Source organism: Mycobacterium sp. Dal123C01 (genome assembly GCF_052566995.1).
The window spans coordinates 2,156,844-2,177,570 of record NZ_CP199580.1; the positions used below are offsets into that span (position 1 = coordinate 2,156,844).

A 20,727-nucleotide genomic window follows, 5' to 3' on the forward strand; every position below is an offset into this window, starting at 1 on the left:
AAGATAGATAATCTAACATTCTCGTCGGCTGTCGATCAATGAATTTCCGGTAAGCGTCTCGGTTAGTCATCTGCCCTGGTAGTCGCGGGTATTGCCACCTTCAGAGCAATTGTCGTTCTTCAATCCGGATAATACCATTCTCCCCGTTCGTGGCAGGGCGGCTTCCGCGGCGCCGAGGTTGCCTCCGGGCCGCCGGTTCGCTACCCGGCCGCGGCCGCAGGCGTTACAGCCACGGCAAACGGTGTCACGCCGTCGGAATGGAGTCCCGGCCGTCGTCGACACCGCCGACGGTGACGCCGGCCGCCTTTTCGAACGGTTTGATGACGGCGGTGAAATCTGAGTCGGCGCCCTGGTCGAGTAGGGCGCCCTCCCAGAGCCGGCCGATGGTCTCGGCGACGTCGACAGGCACGCCGAGTGCTTTGGCTTCGTCCAGATAGAGCCGGACATCTTTGACCATCAAGCCGGTGGCAAAGCCGTAGTCGAAGGTGCGGGGCAGTACTGCGCGCGGAAACTTGTCACGACTTGCGCTCGTTGCGCCGGAGCCCGCGTTGAGCACTTCGATCATCACGGCCGGGTCGAGACCGGCCTTGACGCCCATCACGACGACTTCTGAGGTCGCGACCAAGACGTTGGCCGCCAGGATGTTGTTGGCGAGCTTCATCGTCTGAGCCGTCCCGGGTTTCTCGCCGATGTAGAACGGGCGGCCGATCGCTTCGAGTGCTGGTCGTATCACCTCGAATTCGCTGCGCGGGCCGGACACCATGATGGCGAGCGCCCCCTTCTCGGCTCCGCCCACACCGCCGCTGACCGGGCTGTCGAGCGCAGCGATGCCGCGTTCGGCCAGCAGGTCGTGGATCTGCACGGCGGTTCGACTGCCGACGGTCGACAAGTCGACATAGCGCCTGACCCGTGAGCCCTCGATTACCCCGGTGGCCCCGGTAGCGACCTCGAGCGACACCGCTGGCGACGGGAGGCTGGCCAGCACCGTTTCCGCCCGATCGGCGACCTCTTTTGCCGATGACGCGGCGCGCGCCCCGAGCGCCACGATGCGGTCGAGTGACGCGCTGCTGGTGTCGAAGGCGACGACGTCGTGGTTGTCGCCGATGAGCCGGCGTGCCATGGGAAAGCCCATGTTGCCCAACCCGACAAACCCGATCGCGGTCACGACTTCTAGCCTTCGCCCGGGCTCTGGTCCAGTTCGTCGAACGCCTCGCGGGCGATGCGAAAGCTGTCGACCGCGGCCGGGACACCTGCATAAATGGCGACCTGTAAGAAGATCTCGCAAATCTCCTCGCGAGTGACGCCGTTGGTCAGTGCCGCCTTGATATGTGTGCGTAATTCGTTCGGCCGGTTGAGGATCGGGATCATCGCCAAGTTGAGCATGCTGCGCGTCTTGCGAGGCAACCCGTCTCGGCCCCAGACCGCTCCCCAGCAGTACTCGGTGACGAGATCCTGCAGGGGCTTGGTGAATTCGTCCGCGTCGGCCAGTGCCCGGTTGACGTACGCCTCGCCGAGCACCGCGGAGCGGATTTCAAGTCCCCGCTGGTATGTTTCGCGATCCAATGGTCTTCTCCTTTAGGTCTGAGGCTGCAGCATCCGGTGCGTCACAAGCGCACGACTACGGTCTCCCTTGACTCAATTCGTCGTGTCAACGGTTAGCACCCGGTAATGAATAGTTGCATCAGGTGAGCCCGTGCCGAAAGGGAGTGACGATGACGGGAGCGAGCAGCGACGTCTGGGAAGTGATGTCGACCGCCCGGACGATCCGGCGTTTCACCGACGAGCCGGTCGACGACCTCACGCTGACGCGCTGCCTGGAAGCCGCGAGGTGGGCGCCGTCGGGTGCCAACGCGCAAGGCTGGCGCTTCGTGGTGCTGCGCTCATCGGAGCAGCGGGCCGTCGTGGCCAAGGCGGCGGCCCAGGCCCTGGAAGTGATCGAGCCGGTCTATGGAATGACGCGGCCCGCCGACGACGACAGCAGCCGGCGCGCCCGTACCTACCGCGCGACCTACGAATTGCATGACCGGGCAGGTGAATTCACATCGGTCTTGTTCGCACAGCAGCACTACCCGACGGCATCCGAACTATTGCTGGGTGGATCGATCTTTCCCGCCATGCAGAACTTCCTGCTGGCCGCTCGCGCCCAAGGCCTCGGGGCGTGCATGACCAGCTGGGCCTCCTATGGCGGCGAGCAGCTGCTGAGGGAAGCCATCGGGGTGCCCGACGGCTGGTTGGTTGCCGGCCACATCGTGGTCGGGTGGCCCGAAGGCAAGCACGGTCCGCTTCGTCGCCGTCCCCTCGCCGAGTTCGTCAACCTCAACCACTGGGACCAGGCGGCCGGCGACTTTTCGGCCGCGACGCACGACCGGCCGGCGAACTGAGCTCCACGTCGCGGTTCACGCGCATCGATACGTCATACGCCGAATCCGAGATTATCCCTTCCGGAAGGGAGAATGTTATTCTCGCGAGGGCGGCGACGACAGGAGGCGGGCCCAATGCTGTTGGAGTTCGATGCTGATCAGCGACTGTGGCAGGACACGGTGCGCGACGCCGTCGCAAAGCAGTGCCCGCCCTCGCTGGTGCGGAGCGTGGCCGAGGATGGCGTTGACCCGAGCCCACTGTGGAAGTCGTATGTCGACCAGGGCTGGACCGAGCTGAACGATCCGGACAGCGCCGTGGAGCTGGCCATCGTGCTCGAAGAGCTGGGCCGCGCAACCGATCCCACTCCGTTCCTGGCCACGATGAGCCAGTTCGCACCGCTTGCCGCGGACCGGTTCGACCCGCACGAGTCGGGCACCGCGGTGTACACCGGGGTGGCCGCGCACCGTGAGGCGCAGGGCTGGGTGCTGGATGGAACGGCGCGCCACGTCCTCGACGGTGATCGGGTGGACCGGCTGGCGGTCGTGACCGATGCCGGGGTGTTCCTCGTCGCGTCCAATCAGGTGTCGGCCCGGCGCGCGACGGTGTTCGACCCGGTCCTGCACGTCGCCGACCTGTCGTTCGCCGACGTCCACGTGCCCGACACCGAGCGGCTGACCGTCGACGCGGAGCGCGCGCATCATCTTGCGCTGACCGGCATGGCCATCACGATGGTCGGTGCCTGCCAACGCATCCTCGACCTAGTGCTCGAGCACGTCCGCAGCCGTCAGCAATTCGGCGCGCCGATCGGCTCCTTCCAGGCCGTGCAGCACAAGGCTGCCGACATGCACGTCGCGGTCGAACGCGCTCGGGCGCTGGCCTACTTCGCCGCGTTGACGATCGCTGCCGACGATCCCCGCCGCCGGCTGGCGGCCGCGATGGCCAAGGCGTCGGCAGGGGAGTGCCAATCGCTGGTGTTCCGGCACGGCTTACAGCTGCACGGCGCGATGGGCTTCACGTGGGAGAACGATCTGCAGTTCGCGCTGAAACGGGCCAAAGCGGGTGAGCTGTTGCTCGGCGGCGCCGCCGAGCACCGGGCGCGGATCGCGGAGGAATATCGTGCAGCTGACTTTTGATTCCGACGTCGAGGAGTTTCGGGCGGATTTCTCCGCGTTCCTCGACGAGAATCTGCCTCCCGCAAGCGAAACGCTCGAGCGTCCCCGGTCGGTCTCGCACATGCCGCAGTGGGCACGCGACTGGCAGCGGCTGCTGTTCGACAACGGTTGGCTGCTGCCCAGTCAGCCACCGGAATTCGGCGGGCGCAATGCGACCGTCATTCAGCAGTTCGTTTACCTGGAGGAACTCAGCCGTCGCCGGATCTACCACAGCTTCAACCCGCAGGGCGTGAATATCGTTGGCGCCTCGCTGTTGTCGTTTGGCAGTGATGAGCAGAAACGGCGCTGGGCGGTACCGCTCCTGCGAGCCGAGATCACCGCTTCGCTCGGGATGAGCGAACCCAGCGCGGGCTCCGACCTGGCATCGCTACGGACTCGCGCGGTGCGCACGTCTGATTCAGAAGGCGACTGCTTCGTGGTCAACGGCCAGAAGGTATGGACCTCCGGAGCCCACGATGCCGACGTCTTGCTGACGTTTGTGCGCACCAATCCAGATGCACCGAAGCACAAGGGAATCAGCGTGCTGATCATCCCCACCGATACGCCGGGTGTCGTGCGCCGGCCGTTCCCGTCGATCTGCGGTGCCGATGATCTGGATTTCAACGAGGTGTTCTTCACCGACGTGCGGGTGCCGGCGGAGAATCTGGTCGGCGAGCTCGACCAGGGATGGCGGGTGGCCAACGGGTCGCTGGGCCACGAGCGCACGATGATGTGGCTGGGTTTCGCGGATCGGATGGACAACATGATCGCTGATTTCCATCCCACCACGGAGGTCGAGCGCGACCAGTACGCCAGCACGATCATGGACAAACAGGCGCTGCGGCTGTTGGGTTCGGTGGCTCTGGCCCGCGCCGCGCGCGGCGAAGACGACGTGGCCGCGATCTCGGTGCTCAAGCTGCTCGGGTCCGAGGCCGAGCTGCGGGGGATGGAGCTTGCGCTGCACTCCGCGGGATCTGACGGGCTGATTCACCCTGGCCAGACGGGACCGTATGCGCACATGAATCTCGACCACTATTTCGCCAGCTGGTTCGAGCGTTATGCGCGAAGCTTTTCCGGCACCATCGCCGGCGGGACCTCCGAAATCCAGCGCAACATCATCGCCCAGCGCGTGCTCGGGCTACCGCGCGGTTAGCGATCTACGCGACGCCGTGTCCGAGTTGCTTTTAATCGCAACGGCGTTCAACGGCCTTTAGACCGGTTCGAATTTGGTAATCAGCCAGTTGCCGTTGACGCGGGTCAAACTCACCAGCACGCTGCTGGCAGACATCGCGGGGTCGGGATTGTCCTTACTTGTGGTGCTCTGGTCGACCAACACCAGCACGACGGCCGAATCCGGATGTAATTCCTGAACCGCGGCCCCCAACACCCGAGCGTTGGTTTTCAGTGACTTCTGTTTGGCTGCCGGAGCCACGATCTGTTCGGTGAACTGGTTGTAGTACGACAAGAAGTCCCCCGACAGGTGAGACTTGGCCGCAGCGAAGTCTTTGTCGAGTGAGTCCGGTGAGTAGGACAGCAACGCGACCGTTCCGTCGGACGCCGAACTGACGGCTGCGCTCGCGACGCTGGCGTCGGTTTGTTTATCTGGCCGGTACTGCTTGAAGTACAGCCATGTCGCCGCGCCACCGGATAACAGCAGGAGCGAAATCAGAATAACGGGAACGACTTTCACCGTGCGCCGCGCGCGTGGCTCGCTACCTCCACTCGGTTCCGTTTGTTCGGAGGAGTCGTCAGGGGCGTCGCTACTGCGGTCGTCCTCGCTCATGGGACGAACTCCAGTTTGGACATCTTGTATTGCCCACCGTCGTCGGTGACGGACACCTTGAGCCGCCAACGGCGTGGTTCGTCTTTGGCGCCCGCGGCGTTGGTGATCCGCGATGTCGCCGCGACGATGACCAACGCGGAATTCCCGTCGATGGATTGCACGCCCGCCGCATTCACGGTTCCTTCGGTGACTACTTTGGACTGCTCAACGACGGTCGTGAAATCTTTTGCGCGCTGCTGGAAATCGTCCCTGAACTGGCCGGTGGAGCTGTCGATCACCCGCTGGACGTCCTCCTTGGCCCTATTGAAGTCCAAGGAAAGCATGTTGACGACACCTTGTCTGGCTCCCGCAATGAAGTTCGCGGTGCGCTGGTTACGCTCGGTGGTTTCATGACGCTGCCACACCATGTATCCGCTGGCCCCGACGAAAGCGCAGATGAGGATGATGGCGGCTGCTTTCCACGTCACGGACAGCGGTGGCAACACGCGTCGCCAGGAGCGGGCAGACTTGGGTTCCGATTCTGCGTCTTTGGGCGTTTCGTCGGAGACTTCTTCTTCGGTCTCGGCCTCGTCGGCGTCGGTTGCGTCCGAGTCGGCGTCGGTCTCGGTCTCGTCGGCGTCGGTTGCGTCCGAGTCGGCGTCGGTCTCGGTCTCGTCGGCGTCGGTTACGTCGGTGTCGTCGGTCTTCGCCTCGGGAGTGTCGGTTGCGTCCTCGCCGGCGTCCGGGACTTCTTCGGTAGTTTCGGCGGCCTCGGCCTCGGCCTCGGTCTCGGCCTCGGTCTCAGCCTCGGCCTCTGCCTCAGCTTGGGCCTGCGCTTCGCGCCGGAGCCGGGCGGCACGGGCGCGGGCACGCGCCGCGGCTGCCAGTGCTTCGGCTTCGGCGGCTTCCGCCTCGGCTTCCGCGATCAACGCCAAGGTGTCGGCTTTCGATGTGGCCGAATCTTGCGGCGGCTTCTTCGCCTCAGCCATCGTGCTTACTCCCCGGCGCCCTCACGAGCGACTGACTCCAGTACGTCTCACGCGGCTACCATCGCACGAGCGAGAACGGGTAAGTGTTGGTGCCCCCTGGCCCGCCACCGCAGCCCGTGTTGAATGTTGAGTCGACCTGACCCGCCAGCGTCAGCGCATCCCACGAATAAACGTCATGCGAGGGAAAGAACTGGACTACGCAGCGCACACCGTCGGGCACATCAACGGCCAGGGTGTAGCGGCCGTTGGACAGGTGAGCGTCGCCCCGGTAGGGCGCCGCTTGCCCGTTGGGTTGCGGAGTCGCGAAGACGTTCAGGCATCCCGGCGCTTTAGGAGTGCACGGGTTAAGCGACCAAATCCAGCTGTGGCCGGTATCCCGGTTTGTGTCCAGCCTGTAGTTGCCAACCAACGTGTCCGCGTGGGCGGTCGGCGTGACAGCCAGCGCGGCCGTGGCAAGCGCAAGGCTCACTGCGAAAGTCTTCACGGACCGTCTCCCATCTCTGCACACGTTTGCCTCAATATAGGGCGCGGTCGGGCTGAACAGGCCGACTCGGAAAGATTGGATCAGTCAACGGCCGGTTCGTCTAGACCTGCTAGTCGATAACCGCGACTTCTTTGCGCTCGGTGATCGGCAATGCGAGTTGTTGCTCATCGCAGATGCGTTGCAGCTTGTCCAGTGTTTCGTCAAGCCCGACGCCAACCGTGGGGCCGGGAGTAAAGGTGGCCGGCAGCTTGCGCATGCCCTGGATGACACCGATGCACTCATAGTGGATCGCGCCTTCGGGGTCGCAGTGGTAGTCCGGCATCCGGTCCAGAACTGCGGTGAGCATGGACTTGAACACGGTGCGCGCCACGTTGGATCCGACGCATCGGTGCACACCGATGCCAAAGCTGAAGTGCCGATTGCCTTTACGATCGAGATCAACCTTGTCCGGGTCGGCGAACACCGAGGGGTCGCGGTTGGCCATAGCCCACGAAATCCACAGTCGCTCACCTTCTTTGAATTTGTTTCCATTGAGTTCGACGTCGTCGGAGAATGTCCGGCCGTCGCCGGCCGCCGGGGTGAAGTAGCGCAGGAATTCCTCGGTTGCGGGGTCGAGGAGGGTGTCGCGGTTCTTGGAGAGCAGATCGCGCTCCTCGGGGTTCTCCGAGAGCCATTCCAGTGAGTGGGCCGTCAACGCCGTCGTGGTATCGAAGCCGCCGCCGATGACCAAGCCGAGGTTGCCCAGAATTTCCAGATCCGGCGCCGGCTCGCCGTCAATTCGCAACTGCAGCAACCCATTGACGATGCCGGGCCGCGGATTCTCACGAATCTCGAGCATGTTGTTGACCATGTCGAGGCCCATCTCCCGGTGCATCGCGGTGACCCGCTCGATGTCGGGTGAGTGCTCCGGCGTGTAGACCGCCGCGTGCACCGGTTCGCTGTACAAGTTCCACTTCTTCAGCGGGATGCCCAGCATCGCCAGAGTCAGCACAGCGGGTACGACGTTGGCCAGGTCGTCGACGAAGTCGATACTGCCTGTTTCGATCTTCTCGTCGAGGCAGGCGCGGGTCACGTCGTGGATGAACGGCTCCCAGCGCTTGACCGCGGCCGGCGACAAGTATGGGTTGAGCACGTTGCGGTAGGTGCGGTGCTCGGGGTCGTCCATCTCGAGGATGCCGCCGCGCACCATGCTGACGCGTCTGGCCTTGGGGATGGAAATCCCGCCGTAGCCGCGGCGTTCGTTGTTGATGTCGTGGTCGTTGGAAACCGCGGGGCAGCGGGCGAGTTCGAAGACTTCATTGCTTCCGGCCGCGACCCAATGCCCACCGTAGGTCTCGGTCCACGCCATCGGGCACTTGGCGTGCATCTCCTCGGTGATGCCTTTGAACTCGGAGCGGTACTCCGCGGCGTTGCGGTCATAGTGATACCGCGGCTTCTCGTGGTCGCCGCCGGTGACGGCGTCATCGACACTCAAGGTGCTGTCTCCCTTTAGGTTTCGTCCGTGATCATGATCGCCTGCTCGGGGCACGAGTGCGCGGCCTCGCGCACCTGGTCCTCTTGGTCGGCCGGCACCACCTCGTTGACTGCCGACGAACTGCCGTCAATGTCACTGAGCTCGAATGAATCCGGCGCAATCATCGCGCACAGGGTGTGGCCCTGGCAGCGTTCTGAATCAACCCAGACCTTCACGATGTCTCCTCCAGGGGCTGTTGTGGGGCTCAGGTGTTTCGACCGCCGTTGACGCCCAATATCTGACCGGTGATGTAGCCGGCTTCCTCAGATACCAGGAATGCGCATGCGGCCGCGATGTCCTCAGGCTTGCCTATCCGGCGCACCGGGGTACGCGCAATGGTCTCGTCGATGTCGCCGAGGAACCCGTTCTTCTCAGCGGCGCGCAGCATTGGGGTGTCGATAAAACCCGGGGGCACCGCGTTGACGGTGACGCCGCTGGGGCCGTACTCGAGCGCCAGCGACTTGGTGAGTCCATTGACCGCGGATTTGGCCGCGACATAGTGAGACATATAGGGAGCGCCGGAATGTGTGCTCGACGACGAGATATTGACGATCCGTCCCCACCCGGCCTCGACCATGTCGGGCAGTACCGCCTGAGTCATGTGGAAGACACCGTGCAGGTTGACATCGATGACTCGTTGCCAGTCTTCGAACGTGAGGTTGCTGAAGCGCTTGAACCCATCCAGGCCCGCGGCGTTGACCAGAATCGCCACCGGCCCCAACCGCGCGCGGATCGCCGACAGCGCGGCATCCACCTGGGATCGATCCGTCACGTCGGCGGTGAAAGACAGATCGGCGTCCGACGGCCTGAGATCGATCGACGCGACGTCGAGTCCGTCGGCGCGCAGCCGATGCGCAACCGCCAGACCAATCCCGGATCCACCGCCCGTGACCACCGCTGTCTTCACGCCAAGGCCCTCACGGTAAATGCGGCCATCTCAGTCACAAAGAATCTCCTTCGCAATTATGAGAACCTTACTCTCCGCCGGAACTGGCGTGCAACATACGCATGAAACGCCCCACAGCCTGGGCCGAGGACCTTCGCAGGGTATCGTCTGCGCCGTCGCGATGCTGGCCAGCCATTCCTATGAATTTCTTGAATTCTCGAGACTCGAATGTAAGATTCGCCCGGGAAGAGAATGAAATTTTCGTGACCGTCACCACACAAGGAGTCGAATGCCTGGTCAGGTCACAGTCTCGGAGGTTGCCGAGACCACTGGCTCAGGGGTCGACCGCGGACTGTTGATCAATGGCCGGCTCGTCACCAGGCAGTCCGGCGTCGGTCGCGAGGTGGGCGTCGCCGGGGTCGAGGAGTTCTTGGAACTCAAGACCTTTGCCGTCCCGGTTATGGCTGGCAACACATGAGGCCACTGGAGGGCATCCGCGTGCTGGAAGTCGCCATGTACGGGTTCGTCCCGTCGGCGGGCGCCGTGCTGGCAGAGTGGGGCGCCGATGTGGTCAAAGTCGAGCACGCGGTGACGGGCGATCCACAGCGTGGACTTCGGCAGACCGGCATGTTGCGCGTTGAAGGCGATCCCAATCCCAACATCGAGCACGCCAACCGCGGCAAGCGCAGCCTCGGACTCGACATGTCGGTTCCTGAAGGCAAGGAAGTGCTCTACGAGTTGGCCCGCCGCTCGGACGTGTTCTTGACCAGCTTCCTGCCCGGCGCCCGGCAGAAGTTCGGCATCGACGTCGACGACATCCGCACGGTGAACCCGTCGATCATCTACGCGCGGGGTAGCGCGCTCGGGCCCCGCGGTGAAGAGGCGACCAAGGGCGGCTACGACATGACCGCCTTCTGGTGCCGGGCCGGAACGGCCGCCACTATCACTCCGAAGGGGATGCCCGGCATGATCGCGCCGCCCGGACCTGCCTACGGCGACACCATTTCCGGCACCAACCTCGCGGGAGGCATTGCGGCGGCGTTGCTCAAGCGCGAGCGCACCGGCGAACCGTCCGTTGTCGACGTGTCGCTGCTCGGTAGCGGACTGTGGTCGATGGGTCACACCGTCGCATTGACAAAGCATCTGAATCAGCGACTGGAAGCACCACCACCCGGCGTGCACGGCGCACCCAACAACCCGTTGGTTGGGTTGTACACGACATCGGATGGCCGCTACATCTCTTTCGTGATGATGCAGCCGACGAAGTTCTGGGCCGACGTGTGCCGGCACGTCGAGCTGCCGGAGCTGGCCGACGATCCGCGGTTTGCCACCATCGAGCAGATCACCGCGAATACGGCAGAAGCAGTTGAGATCTTGACCAAGGTCATCGCAACCCGCACGCTTGCGCAGTGGAGCGAACGCTTTGCCACGCTCGCCGGACCGTGGGCACCGGTCCAGGACACGTTGCAGGCAGCCGATGACACCCAAGTCCGGGCCAACGAATATGTTGTCCGGGCAGGCGAACTCGACCTGGTCGCCAACCCCGTCCAGTTCGACGTGACCGCACCGCAAACCGGGCCTGCACCCGGATTCGCGGAGCAAACCGACGAGATCCTGCTGGAATTAGGACTCGACTGGGACCGCATTATCGACCTCAAAACGGCAGGCGCCGTCACTTAAAACCGTCACTGAGAAGCGGAGCAGCCTCAATTGTCTAACCCGAATTTCACTAGTGTTCAGACCCGCCCGCCCTGTCCGGGTGCGGCGGCTACAGGCCATTCCATAACGGTTGCGCGTTTTTTGCTCCGCCAGGACGTGGCATGAGTCACAATGACCCGACGCTTCTGGCGCGACAGAACGGAGGACTGGCGTGAGGACGGTTTCCGTTGTCGCACCGGATCTCGATGCCGTGTGGCTGCTAGGTGGGCGTTTCACCAACGCGGACACGGACTTACGGCCGCCGGTTCCATCAAATTTACGGCAGCCATTGCGCAAAAACAAGACTGCCAGTCTCGTGGCGTGGGAAGGGGCTGGCGCTGATGGCAACTAAGGGCGCAGACCACTGGTCAGCGGGATTGCCTGCGCTGAAACTGAAATGGGACATCGCGGGGCCCATGCAGGCGGTCGGAGCCTTGTTCGCAATGTCGGTCGACGCGGTGAAATTCGCGTTCCGCCGGCCCTTCCAGGGCCGCGAATTCCTGGAACAGTCCTGGTTCATCGCGCGGGTTGCGCTGGCGCCCACGTTGCTGGTTGCGATCCCGTTTACGGTCCTCGTCAGCTTCACGCTCAACATCCTTCTGCGCGAACTGGGCGCGGCGGATCTATCCGGTGCGGGCGCCGCGTTCGGTGCAGTCACCCAGCTCGGTCCGCTGGTCACGGTTTTGATCGTGGCGGGCGCGGGCGCGACGGCGATGTGTGCGGATCTCGGGTCGCGAACAATTCGCGAAGAAATCGACGCGATGGAAGTGCTGGGCATCAACCCGGTGCAACGGTTAGTCACACCGCGCATGCTGGCATCCGGATTGGTGGCCTTTTTGCTCAACAGCCTGGTTGTCATCATCGGCATCTTGGGCGGCTACATATTCTCGGTGTTTGTGCAAGACGTCAATCCCGGTGCGTTCGCCGCGGGCATCACCTTGCTCACGGGCGTGCCCGAGGTGATCATTTCCTGCGTCAAGGCAGCACTTTTCGGCCTCATCGCTGGTTTGGTCGCCTGCTACCGGGGCCTGTCGATCACCGGCGGGGGCGCTAAGGCTGTTGGCAACGCGGTAAACGAAACCGTGGTTTACGCCTTCATGTCCCTTTTCGTCGTCAACGTGGTCGTCACCGCGGTCGGCATCAAGATGACGGCGAAGTAGGGGCTGCCAATGGCACTGAGGGCTGCATATCCGCGACTGAGCCGCCAATTCGAGAGGCCGGTCGCCTCGTTGGGTCGGATCGGCGACCACACCCTGTTTTACGGTAAATCCCTTGCCGGTGTTCCCTTCGCAGCTACTCACTACCGGCGCGAAGTTGTTCGACTGATTGCCGAGATCAGCATGGGCGCAGGCACTTTGGCGATGATCGGTGGAACCGTCGTGATCGTCGGCTTCCTGACGCTGGCGGCGGGCGGCACACTGGCCATTCAGGGTTACACCTCGCTGGGCAATATCGGCATCGAGGCGCTGACGGGCTTTCTGGCCGCGTTCATCAACGTGCGTATCGCGGCGCCGGTGGTCGCCGGGATCGGTCTGGCGGCCACCTTCGGCGCCGGGGTGACTGCTCAGCTGGGCGCGATGCGGATCAACGAAGAAATCGATGCGTTGGAGGCCATGGCCATTCGGCCGGTTGCCTATCTGGTGAGCACCAGGATCCTGGCGGGAATGATCGCTATCACGCCGTTGTACAGCATCGCCGTAATCCTGTCGTTCGTGGCCAGTCAGTTCACCACGACGTTCTTGCTCGGACAGTCGGAGGGTTTGTACCAGCACTACTTCAACACGTTCCTGAACCCGATCGACTTGTTGTGGTCGTTCCTGCAGGCCGTCCTGATGGCGCTCACTATCCTGCTGATCCACACCTACTACGGATATTTCGCTTCGGGTGGGCCGGCCGGCGTCGGCAATGCGACCGGTAACGCGGTGCGCACCTCGCTCATCGTCGTGGTGTCGGTAACGCTGCTGATCTCGCTTTCTATTTACGGTTCCAACGGCAACTTCAACCTGTCCGGCTAGCAGAGGAGGTGGAAAGGCAGTGACGCAGAGTGTGCCAGCGGGTCGCGGCGCGGTCGCCGGTCGACCCCCGCGTGCCGGCCATACCCGGCCCCCGGCCGGACGGAATTACCTGCCGCCCCTGCTCGGCCTGGTCACCGTCGTCATCATTTGCTTGATTTTCGCGTTGGCGGTGGGTCTGTTTCAGGGCTCCTTCACCGAATCCGTGCCGGTGACCGTGATTTCGCAGCGAGCCGGCCTGGTCATGAACACGGACGCCAAGGTCAAGATGCGCGGCGTGCAGGTGGGCAAGGTCGCCTCGATCGATTCGCTGCCCAACGGCCAAGCGGCCATTCACTTGGCGATGGACCCTTCGCAGTTGCGCTTCATTCCCGGCAACGTGCTGGTCGACATCGCGTCGTCGACGGTGTTCGGCGCGAAGTCCATCCAACTGCTAGAGCCTGCCCAACCTTCGGCGCAGCGGCTACACGGTGGCCAGACGCTGCAGGGCCAGCACGTCATGGTTGAAATCAACACGGTGTTCCAGCAATTGGTGTCGGTTCTGGCCCAGATTGACCCGCCGAAGCTCAACGAATCACTGGGTGCGCTGGCACAAGCGTTCAGTGGGCGGGGCACAAAGCTTGGCCAAGCCCTGAGTGACTTCGATTCGTTCCTGGCCAAGCTGGAGCCGAGCCTCCCCGCGTTCAGGCATGACCTCGCGGTCTTACCAGCGGTGGCCAACGCTTATGCCGATGCGGCACCGGACCTGGTGAAGACCGCAGCTAACGCGACGCGGATCAGCAAGACCATTGTCGATGAGCAGCACAACCTGGATGCATTGCTGATCAGCGCGATCGGCTTGGCCGACATCGGCAACGACGTCTTGTCGACGAACCGCCAACCGCTGACGGATGTGATGCATCTGCTGGTGCCGACCACCGATCTGACCAACGAGTACCACGAGGCGCTTACCTGCAGTTTCGCCGGGCTCGTACACATAGGGCACGGTGCCCCATTGTCGGAGCCGAGCATCAACATATCGGCGAGTCTCACATTGGGCGCCGAACGTTATCGGTACCCGGTGAACCTGCCCAAGGTTGCCGCGACAGGCGGCCCCCGCTGCGTGGGTCTGCCGGCGATCCCGTTCAACACGAACCCGCCGCAATTGATTTCCGATATCGGCGCCAACCCGGGCGGGTACGGAAACCAACAGGTGTTAATCAACTTCGACATCCTCAAGCAGCTGTTGTACGGGCCTATCGCCGGCCCGCCGCGCAACCCCGCTCAGATCGGACAACAGGGATGAGAACGCGCGCCACGCTGATCAAGTTCGCGGCCTTTGCGGCCGTGATGGCGATGCTTACCGCCTTCCTGTTCTTCATCTTCGGCCAGTACCGGACGGGTTCGACGACCGGATATTCGGCGATGTTCACCGACGTGTCGCGGCTCAAGCCGGGGCAGTCGGTACGGGTCGCCGGGATCCGGGTGGGCACGGTCGATAGCGTTTCGCTGCAGCCGGACAAAAAAGTTGTGGTGAAATTCGACGCCGACCGCAACGTCGTCCTCACCGAGGGCACCAGGGCGGCGGTCCGCTACCTCAACCTGGTGGGCGATCGCTACCTCGAACTCGTCGAGGGTCCGGGCTCGACCAAGCTGCTGCCGGCAGGCGGTCAGATTCCTGTCAACCGCACCGCACCGGCGCTTGACCTCGATCTGCTGCTCGGCGGACTGAAACCCGTTACCCAGGGCCTGAATGCGCGCGATGTCAACGCGCTAACCTCAGGATTGTTGCAGGTCTTCCAGGGGCAGGGCGGGACTCTCGAGTCGCTATTCACCAAGACGACCTCGTTTTCAAATGCCTTGGCCGACAACGATCAAACCGTGCAGCAACTGATCGACAACCTCAACATCGTGGTCGGCACGGTTGCCAAGGACGGCAAAGAGTTCTCCGGCGCAATAGATCGCCTTGAGAAGCTTGTCAGCGGGCTGTCGGATGACCGCGACACGATCGGGTCCGCCATTGACGCCCTCGACAAAGGAACAGCGTCGCTCGCAGATCTGCTGGCCAGCGCGCGCCCGCCGCTGTCCGGCACCATAGCTCAGTTGAACCGGCTGGCTCCGATACTCGATGGCGACAGGGACCGCCTCGACGCCGCAATCGGCAAGGCACCTAAGAACTACCGCAAGCTGGTCCGACTCGGCGTAGCCGGCTCCACCATCCCGTACTACCTCTGCCAGTTGGAGCTTCGCGGCACGGATCTTCAAGGCAGGACGGTGCACTCCAATGTCTTCAGGTCGGATGCAGGAAGGTGCACAGAACCCTAATGCTTAAGTATCGCGGAGGCGGGCGGGTCAAGGCCGGGCTCATCGGCGTCATCCTGGCGGTGATGGTCATCCTGGTGGGCCTGTCACCCGACCGGTTTATTTCATGGGCGACGATGGTCCGGTACCAGGCGTTGTTTACCGAAGCCGGCGGCATCGCCGCGGGCAACCCGGTGATCGTGTCGGGGATCAAAGTCGGCACGGTGTCGGATGTGTCGCTGCGCCATGGCGATGCTCTGCTGACGTTCGCGATGAAGGCCAACATCCTGCTCGGGTCGGAGACCACCGCGCACATCCGCACCGGCTCGCTGCTGGGTGAGCGGATGGTGACGTTGGAGTCCGCCGGCGGCGGCACGCTGCATCCGATGACTCTCATTCCCATCTCGCGCACGTCCTCGCCTTATTCGTTGACGGAAGCGGTCAGCGACTTAACCTCGGACACTGCGGGAACCAACACCACGGGGCTGAATCAGTCGTTGGACCTGCTGTCGGCGACGCTCGACCAGCTCGCACCCAAAATGGGACCGGCCTTCGACGCACTCACCCGGTTATCACGCACCATCAACAGCCGTAACAAGAACCTGGGCGACTTGCTCAAGAGTGCCAGCGACGTCACCGGGGTTCTTTCCGAACGCAGCCAGCAGGTCAACAAGCTCATCCTCAACTCCGATTCTCTGCTCCAAGTCCTGGTGGCGCGGCGACAAGAAATCGTGGACCTGCTGGCCAACACGTCGGCGGTGGCCAAGCAGCTGACGGCGTTGGTGCACGACAACGAAAGCACCTTGGCGCCGACGCTGGAGAGGCTGAACCGGGTGACCGAGGTGCTGCAGAAGAACCGCGACAACATCGGCAAAGCGCTGCCGGGTCTCGCCAAATTCGAGATCACGGTCGGTGAGGGGATCTCCAGCATGTACGCCTACTCGGCGTTCGTCCCGAACTTCCTTGCCCCGCAACTCTTCCAGCCGTTGTTCGACTACCTCTGGGGATTCCGCACCTTCGACACTTCTCGCGGTCCCGGCTTCCCGTCACCGCTACCTCGGTCGCTGACTCCCTGGCCGTACAACGCTGTCCCTCCGTGCCCTGGCTGCACGTTGGGCGGCAGGGTCGGAGGATCGCAATGACCTCCCGGATCCCGCGCAACAGGCTGGTCGGCGTAGCGGCGCTTGTCCTGGTCGTGCTGATCGTTGCCGGCGTGGCCGTGGTCGTCCGTAACACGGTCTTCGGCCCACGGACGATCACCGCCTACTTCACCACCACCACCGCGATCTACCCCCACGACGAGGTGCGGGTGTCGGGTGTCAAAGTCGGCAACATCAAATCCATTGAGCCGCAAGGTACACAGGCCAAGATGACCCTCGAGGTCGACCGCGACGTGCCCATTCCGGCGGACGCGAAGGCAATTATCGTCGCCTCGAATTTGGTGTCTGCCCGTTACGTCCAGCTCTCGCCGGCCTATCGCGATAGTGGGCCGGTCATGCGCGATGGGGGAGTTATCCCGGTCGATCGGACCGCGGTGCCGGTCGAGTGGGACGAGGTCAAAACCCAATTGATGCGACTGGCAACGGATTTGGGGCCCAAGAGCGGGGTGTCCGGCACGTCCGTGGGTCATTTCATCGACAGCGCCGCCAACGCTCTCGATGGTAACGGCGACAAGCTGCGGCAAACCCTCGGTCAACTGTCAGGGGTCGCCCGGATCCTCGCCAACGGCAGCGGCAATATCGTCGACATCATCAAAAGCCTGCAGACCTTCGTCGGCGCGCTGCGTGACAGCAACGTCGAGATCGTGCAGTTCAACAACCGCCTGGCCACGCTCACCAGCGTGGTTAACGACAGCAAATCCGATCTGGACGCGGCGCTTACCGATCTGTCCACGGCGGTCGGCGAGGTGCAGAGATTCATTGCCGGGACTCGCAATCAGACCAGCGAGCAAATTGCCAGGTTGGCCGACGTCACGCAGAACCTGGTCGATCACCACATGGCTTTGGAAAACATTCTGCACGGCGCGCCGAACGCCCTTGGCAACTTCTTCAACGACTACAACGCCGACACCGGAACCATCGTGGGAGGGTTCGGACTGATGAACTTCGCGAATCCCACGTGGGGGGGCCAGCTTCTGCTGTCCGTACCGGGCTGCGACCAAATTAGCGCCATCGAGAACGTTACTGCGGTCGAATCGGGCAAGCTGTGCGCCCTGTTTATGGGTCCGGGATTGCGAGTGCTCAACTTCAATAACTCGCCACTTCCCATCAACCCGTTCCTGCAGAAGTCCATCGACCCGTCCAAGATCCTCTACACCGAACCGCGCTTGGCACCCGGCGGCGAGGGCCCGAAACCCGGACCAGCCGAGATCCCGCCCGCGATATCGGCCTACACCGGCCTGCCGGGTGATCCGGTGGGACCGCCGGGGTCGGTGCCCCTGGGGCCGATACCGGGTGCGGCGATGCCGCTCCCGCCCCCGCCATCGACACCGATGCCGCCACCACCGCCAGCGGCGCTCGGTGCGTCGGACATGCTGCTGCCGACCGATGGGCCACAACAATGATCGCCGGGGTTGCGGTTCGGCGGGTGTTCACCATCGGCTGTTGTGTGGTGTTGACGGCTACGGGATGCGCATTCCACGGCCTGAATTCACTACCGTTGCCTGGTGCGGTTGGACGCGGGCCGGGGGCCAACATCTACCACGTGGAGCTGCCCAATGTCGGGACGATGGAGTCGAATTCGCCGGTGATGATCGACGACGTCGTCGTCGGCAGTGTCGGTGCGATGCGGGTGCAAGGCTGGCACGCCGACGTCGAGATCTCGGTCAAGCGCGATGTCGCCGTCCCGGCCAACGTGGTAGCCACCGTCGGTCAGACCAGTCTGCTGGGGTCGATGCATGTGGAGCTCAATACTCCGCTGGGCCAGTCGGGTAGCGGACGGTTGGCACCGGGCGCGACCATTCCGCTGAGCCGGTCGTCGGCCTATCCCTCGACAGAGCAGACGCTGTCGTCGCTGGGCGCGGTCGTCAACGGCGGGGGACTGGGGCAGATCGGGGAGATCGTCCACAATTTCTCCGTCGCCCTGACGGGGCACGAGGGCGCCTTCCGTGATCTGATTACTCGCCTCGACACATTCGTGGGAACTCTGGACGAACAACGGGACAATCTCGTCGACTCCATTCGGGCGCTGAACCGGCTTGCCGGCACCTTCGCCGACCAACGCGACGTTCTTACCGACGCGCTGCGCAAGATACCGCCGGCACTCGATGTGCTGATCAAAGAGCGCCCGCGCCTGACGACCGCCCTGGACCACCTTCGCGTGTTCAGCAACACCGCCACCCGGTTGGCCAACGACACGCAGGCCGACCTGGTCAAGAATCTGCAAAACCTGGAGCCGACCATCCGCGCGCTCGCCGACGTCGGACCGGAGTTCGGCACGGCGATCGCGGCGGGGTTCGTGTTCCCATTCACCCAGAACTTCGTCGACCGCGCAGTCCGAGGCGACTACTTCAACCTGCATGTCGATCTTGACATCTCGATTCCACGGCTCAAGAAGGGACTGATGTTGGGCACCCACTGGGGGCAGCTGGACGAGCCCGTGCCACCGCTGCCCGGGGAGCCGTATCGCATGAATTACACCCTCGATCCGCTGCATGATCCCGTGCGGCCACCGTGGGTCGATCCCAACGCGCTTCCCCTGCCCGGACCTCCGCCCGGTGTGCCCCTGGGACCGGGGCCGGGGAACAACGGTGCCCCGCTTCCTGGGCCGCCGCCGGCATCGGTGCCTGACGCGGGTCTCGGTCAAGCGCCGCCGGCTGCGGCACCGACTGGAGGTGGTGGATAGATGCTGACGCGCTTGGTTCGGATCCAGTTGGCGATCTTCACGATCGTCGGGACCCTTGGCGTGATCGCGATGGTCCTCTTCTACATCCAAGCCCCGACCCTGCTGGGCATCGGCCGGATGACTGTGACGCTGGAGCTGCCGGCGACCGGCGGCCTGTACCAGTTTTCCAACGTGACCTACCGTGGGGTTCAGCTCGGCAAGGTCACTTCGGTGGGTTTAACACCGACCGGCGCGAAAGCGACGCTGTCGCTTAACACTTCACCCAAGGTGCCCGCAGACCTGACGGCAGCGGTGCTCAGTGTCTCTGCGGTGGGTGAACAGTATGTGGACTTGCGGCCCAGAACCGGTTCGCCGCCTTACCTGCACGACGGCTCGGTTATCGCCATGCACGACACGACGATTCCGCAGGCGGTCGGGCCGATGCTCGAGCAGGTCAACGCGTTGGTCGGCAGCATCCCGAAGTCCAAACTCAGCCAATTGCTCGACGAAACCTTCCAGGGCTTCAACGGCACCGGCTACGACCTGGGGTCGCTGCTCGATTCCTCAGAGACGCTGTCCCGCGATTCCAACAGCGTCGTCGATCGCACCCGAGCTCTCACCGAAGACACTGGGCCGCTCTTGGATACCCAGGCACAGACCACCGATTCGATCAGGACGTGGGCACGTAGCTTCGCTGGGCTCTCAGATGTGTTGGCGAACAACGATTCCCACTTCCGCACTATCCTTCAGAACGGTCCTGGGGCTGCGGACGAAGCGTCGTCTCTTCTCGAACAAATCAAACCGACGCTGCCGGTGTTGCTGGCCAACCTGACCACCATCGGGCAGATCGGCGTCACCTATCACCCCTCGATCGAGCAGCTGCTGGTGTTGCTGCCGTCCGCGGTTGCTATCGAGCAGGCTGCTCAGGGCGAAAACCATCCCGACGGTAAGGCGATGGGCGACTTCGCACTCACGATCGACGATCCGCCTATTTGCTCGGTCGGCTTCATGCCGCCCAACACCTGGCGATCCCCGGACGACCTGAGCGACATCGACACACCGGACGGGTTGTATTGCAAACTCCCGCAGGATTCGCCGATGGCGGTCCGCGGTGCTCGCAACTATCCCTGCATGGGTCACCCGGGTAAGCGCGCGCCTACCGTCGAAATCTGCAACAGCGACAAGCCGTACATGCCACTGGCGATGCGCCAGCACACTCTTGGTCCCTACCCTCTGGATCCGAACCTGCTCGCCCAGGGCGTCCCGCCCGATGACCGGATTACCGGCAACGACAGAATCTTCGGCCCGGTGCAGGGCACACCGCTGCCGCCGGGAGGTGTGCCGCGCGGCGCACCTGCGGGGCCGCGGGGAGAAAATCCACCACCGGGCACGCTCGGAGCAGCTGTCCCTCCCGTGCCGTCGTCGGGACCGAGGTTAGCGCCCATTTCGCCAATGTCGGTTGAGCTTCCGCCCTTCGCGCCACTCGATGTCCCTTTGCCGGGGGAACTTGCTCCGCCACCGCCACCGCCACCGCCACCCGTCGTCGCGGCACCGCTGGACCAGGTCGACGGCGGACAGCCCCAGGCTGCGCCAAGCTCGTTCGGAGCCAAGGCTTCTAAGCCTGCGCCCTCGGTCGTGGTGGCAAAGTACGATCCGCACACCGGTCGTTATGTCGGTCCGGACGGGAAGTTGTACCAGCAGTCGGATCTCGCGACCTCGAAAGCGCCCAAGACGTGGAAAGACATGCTTCCCACCTGAAGCCGCCCTGA

The 20,727-nt window shown here is 63.5% G+C and carries 21 protein-coding genes; 13 read left to right on the forward strand and 8 right to left on the reverse strand.

What is annotated here, in order from left to right; genetic code table 11:
- Nucleotides 1-244 precede the first annotated feature (244 nt).
- The gene (locus ACTXG5_RS10330; protein ID WP_445163564.1) at nucleotides 245-1,165 is read right to left on the reverse strand and encodes an NAD(P)-dependent oxidoreductase; all 921 of its coding nucleotides are present in this window, start codon (nucleotides 1,163-1,165) and stop codon (nucleotides 245-247) included.
- Nucleotides 1,166-1,170: 5 nt separating this feature from the next.
- Nucleotides 1,171-1,563 carry a carboxymuconolactone decarboxylase family protein gene (locus ACTXG5_RS10335; RefSeq protein WP_445163565.1) on the reverse strand — a complete coding sequence of 131 codons (393 nt, stop codon included), beginning with the start codon at nucleotides 1,561-1,563 and terminating at the stop codon, nucleotides 1,171-1,173.
- Nucleotides 1,564-1,712: 149 nt separating this feature from the next.
- Between ACTXG5_RS10335 and ACTXG5_RS10340 the strand changes: the two genes are divergently transcribed.
- The 3 genes from ACTXG5_RS10340 (at nucleotide 1,713) to ACTXG5_RS10350 (ending at nucleotide 4,665) form a co-directional block, all read left to right on the forward strand.
- Nucleotides 1,713-2,381 carry a nitroreductase family protein gene (locus ACTXG5_RS10340; protein WP_445163566.1) on the forward strand — a complete coding sequence of 223 codons (669 nt, stop codon included), beginning with the start codon at nucleotides 1,713-1,715 and terminating at the stop codon, nucleotides 2,379-2,381.
- A gap of 114 nt (nucleotides 2,382-2,495) precedes the next feature.
- Nucleotides 2,496-3,494 carry an acyl-CoA dehydrogenase family protein gene (locus ACTXG5_RS10345; protein ID WP_445163567.1) on the forward strand — a complete coding sequence of 333 codons (999 nt, stop codon included), beginning with the start codon at nucleotides 2,496-2,498 and terminating at the stop codon, nucleotides 3,492-3,494.
- Nucleotides 3,478-4,665 (forward strand): acyl-CoA dehydrogenase family protein, encoded by a 1,188-nt coding sequence (locus ACTXG5_RS10350; RefSeq protein ID WP_445163568.1) that lies wholly within the window; start codon nucleotides 3,478-3,480, stop codon nucleotides 4,663-4,665. The genes ACTXG5_RS10345 and ACTXG5_RS10350 overlap by 17 nt, the downstream gene beginning before the upstream one ends.
- A gap of 57 nt (nucleotides 4,666-4,722) precedes the next feature.
- Here the strand turns inward: ACTXG5_RS10350 and ACTXG5_RS10355 are convergent, their stop codons facing one another.
- The 6 genes from ACTXG5_RS10355 to ACTXG5_RS10380 all read right to left on the reverse strand — a co-directional run bounded on the left by ACTXG5_RS10355 (nucleotide 4,723) and on the right by ACTXG5_RS10380 (nucleotide 9,167).
- Nucleotides 4,723-5,295 carry a hypothetical protein gene (locus ACTXG5_RS10355; protein WP_445163569.1) on the reverse strand — a complete coding sequence of 191 codons (573 nt, stop codon included), beginning with the start codon at nucleotides 5,293-5,295 and terminating at the stop codon, nucleotides 4,723-4,725.
- Nucleotides 5,292-6,263, reverse strand: coding sequence for a hypothetical protein (locus ACTXG5_RS10360; RefSeq protein ID WP_445163570.1), 972 nt, complete (start codon nucleotides 6,261-6,263; stop codon nucleotides 5,292-5,294). The genes ACTXG5_RS10355 and ACTXG5_RS10360 overlap by 4 nt, the downstream gene beginning before the upstream one ends.
- Nucleotides 6,264-6,318: 55 nt before the next feature.
- The gene (locus ACTXG5_RS10365; RefSeq protein ID WP_445163571.1) at nucleotides 6,319-6,732 is read right to left on the reverse strand and encodes a hypothetical protein; all 414 of its coding nucleotides are present in this window, start codon (nucleotides 6,730-6,732) and stop codon (nucleotides 6,319-6,321) included.
- A 124-nt stretch (nucleotides 6,733-6,856) separates the two neighbouring features.
- The gene (locus tag ACTXG5_RS10370; protein WP_445163572.1) at nucleotides 6,857-8,221 is read right to left on the reverse strand and encodes a cytochrome P450; all 1,365 of its coding nucleotides are present in this window, start codon (nucleotides 8,219-8,221) and stop codon (nucleotides 6,857-6,859) included.
- Nucleotides 8,222-8,235: 14 nt separating this feature from the next.
- Nucleotides 8,236-8,436 (reverse strand): ferredoxin, encoded by a 201-nt coding sequence (locus ACTXG5_RS10375; protein WP_066813790.1) that lies wholly within the window; start codon nucleotides 8,434-8,436, stop codon nucleotides 8,236-8,238.
- 29 nt (nucleotides 8,437-8,465) lie between these two features.
- Complete coding sequence (locus ACTXG5_RS10380) at nucleotides 8,466-9,167, reverse strand: SDR family NAD(P)-dependent oxidoreductase (protein ID WP_445163573.1); 702 nt, start codon at nucleotides 9,165-9,167, stop codon at nucleotides 8,466-8,468.
- Between the two features lie 268 nt (nucleotides 9,168-9,435).
- On the opposite strand from ACTXG5_RS10380, the gene ACTXG5_RS10385 reads away from it, so the two are divergent.
- The 10 genes from ACTXG5_RS10385 to ACTXG5_RS10430 all read left to right on the forward strand — a co-directional run bounded on the left by ACTXG5_RS10385 (nucleotide 9,436) and on the right by ACTXG5_RS10430 (nucleotide 20,716).
- Nucleotides 9,436-9,624 carry a hypothetical protein gene (locus ACTXG5_RS10385; protein WP_445164638.1) on the forward strand — a complete coding sequence of 63 codons (189 nt, stop codon included), beginning with the start codon at nucleotides 9,436-9,438 and terminating at the stop codon, nucleotides 9,622-9,624.
- The gene (locus ACTXG5_RS10390; RefSeq protein ID WP_445163574.1) at nucleotides 9,621-10,826 is read left to right on the forward strand and encodes a CaiB/BaiF CoA transferase family protein; all 1,206 of its coding nucleotides are present in this window, start codon (nucleotides 9,621-9,623) and stop codon (nucleotides 10,824-10,826) included. The genes ACTXG5_RS10385 and ACTXG5_RS10390 overlap by 4 nt, the downstream gene beginning before the upstream one ends.
- Nucleotides 10,827-11,185: 359 nt before the next feature.
- Entirely contained in the window at nucleotides 11,186-12,004 is an 819-nt protein-coding gene (locus ACTXG5_RS10395; RefSeq protein WP_445163575.1) for an MlaE family ABC transporter permease, read from the forward strand.
- A gap of 9 nt (nucleotides 12,005-12,013) precedes the next feature.
- Nucleotides 12,014-12,859 (forward strand): ABC transporter permease, encoded by an 846-nt coding sequence (locus tag ACTXG5_RS10400; RefSeq protein WP_445163576.1) that lies wholly within the window; start codon nucleotides 12,014-12,016, stop codon nucleotides 12,857-12,859.
- Nucleotides 12,860-12,878: 19 nt separating this feature from the next.
- Nucleotides 12,879-14,141: an MCE family protein gene (locus tag ACTXG5_RS10405; protein ID WP_445163577.1), complete on the forward strand. Its 1,263-nt coding sequence runs from the start codon at nucleotides 12,879-12,881 to the stop codon at nucleotides 14,139-14,141.
- On the forward strand, nucleotides 14,138-15,160 hold the full coding sequence (locus tag ACTXG5_RS10410) for an MCE family protein (RefSeq protein WP_445163578.1): 1,023 nt from the start codon (nucleotides 14,138-14,140) through the stop codon (nucleotides 15,158-15,160). The genes ACTXG5_RS10405 and ACTXG5_RS10410 overlap by 4 nt, the downstream gene beginning before the upstream one ends.
- The gene (locus ACTXG5_RS10415) at nucleotides 15,160-16,278 is read left to right on the forward strand and encodes an MCE family protein (RefSeq protein WP_445163579.1); all 1,119 of its coding nucleotides are present in this window, start codon (nucleotides 15,160-15,162) and stop codon (nucleotides 16,276-16,278) included. The genes ACTXG5_RS10410 and ACTXG5_RS10415 overlap by 1 nt, the downstream gene beginning before the upstream one ends.
- On the forward strand, nucleotides 16,275-17,699 hold the full coding sequence (locus ACTXG5_RS10420) for an MCE family protein (RefSeq protein WP_445163580.1): 1,425 nt from the start codon (nucleotides 16,275-16,277) through the stop codon (nucleotides 17,697-17,699). Before ACTXG5_RS10415 ends, ACTXG5_RS10420 begins: the two co-directional genes overlap by 4 nt.
- The gene (locus ACTXG5_RS10425; protein ID WP_445163581.1) at nucleotides 17,696-18,979 is read left to right on the forward strand and encodes an MCE family protein; all 1,284 of its coding nucleotides are present in this window, start codon (nucleotides 17,696-17,698) and stop codon (nucleotides 18,977-18,979) included. The genes ACTXG5_RS10420 and ACTXG5_RS10425 overlap by 4 nt, the downstream gene beginning before the upstream one ends.
- The gene (locus tag ACTXG5_RS10430) at nucleotides 18,980-20,716 is read left to right on the forward strand and encodes an MCE family protein (protein ID WP_445163582.1); all 1,737 of its coding nucleotides are present in this window, start codon (nucleotides 18,980-18,982) and stop codon (nucleotides 20,714-20,716) included.
- Nucleotides 20,717-20,727: the final 11 nt, after the last annotated feature.

Coding starts and splice junctions, on each gene's coding strand:
- ACTXG5_RS10345 (WP_445163567.1), top strand. CDS start 2,496: ATGCTGTTGGAGTTCGATGCTGATCAGCGACTGTGGCAGGACACGGTG.
- ACTXG5_RS10340 (WP_445163566.1), top strand. CDS start 1,713: ATGACGGGAGCGAGCAGCGACGTCTGGGAAGTGATGTCGACCGCCCGG.
- ACTXG5_RS10355 (WP_445163569.1), bottom strand. CDS start 5,295: ATGAGCGAGGACGACCGCAGTAGCGACGCCCCTGACGACTCCTCCGAA.
- ACTXG5_RS10430 (WP_445163582.1), top strand. CDS start 18,980: ATGCTGACGCGCTTGGTTCGGATCCAGTTGGCGATCTTCACGATCGTC.
- ACTXG5_RS10400 (WP_445163576.1), top strand. CDS start 12,014: ATGGCACTGAGGGCTGCATATCCGCGACTGAGCCGCCAATTCGAGAGG.
- ACTXG5_RS10420 (WP_445163580.1), top strand. CDS start 16,275: ATGACCTCCCGGATCCCGCGCAACAGGCTGGTCGGCGTAGCGGCGCTT.
- ACTXG5_RS10360 (WP_445163570.1), bottom strand. CDS start 6,263: ATGGCTGAGGCGAAGAAGCCGCCGCAAGATTCGGCCACATCGAAAGCC.
- ACTXG5_RS10395 (WP_445163575.1), top strand. CDS start 11,186: ATGGCAACTAAGGGCGCAGACCACTGGTCAGCGGGATTGCCTGCGCTG.
- ACTXG5_RS10390 (WP_445163574.1), top strand. CDS start 9,621: ATGAGGCCACTGGAGGGCATCCGCGTGCTGGAAGTCGCCATGTACGGG.
- ACTXG5_RS10385 (WP_445164638.1), top strand. CDS start 9,436: ATGCCTGGTCAGGTCACAGTCTCGGAGGTTGCCGAGACCACTGGCTCA.
- ACTXG5_RS10410 (WP_445163578.1), top strand. CDS start 14,138: ATGAGAACGCGCGCCACGCTGATCAAGTTCGCGGCCTTTGCGGCCGTG.
- ACTXG5_RS10425 (WP_445163581.1), top strand. CDS start 17,696: ATGATCGCCGGGGTTGCGGTTCGGCGGGTGTTCACCATCGGCTGTTGT.
- ACTXG5_RS10415 (WP_445163579.1), top strand. CDS start 15,160: ATGCTTAAGTATCGCGGAGGCGGGCGGGTCAAGGCCGGGCTCATCGGC.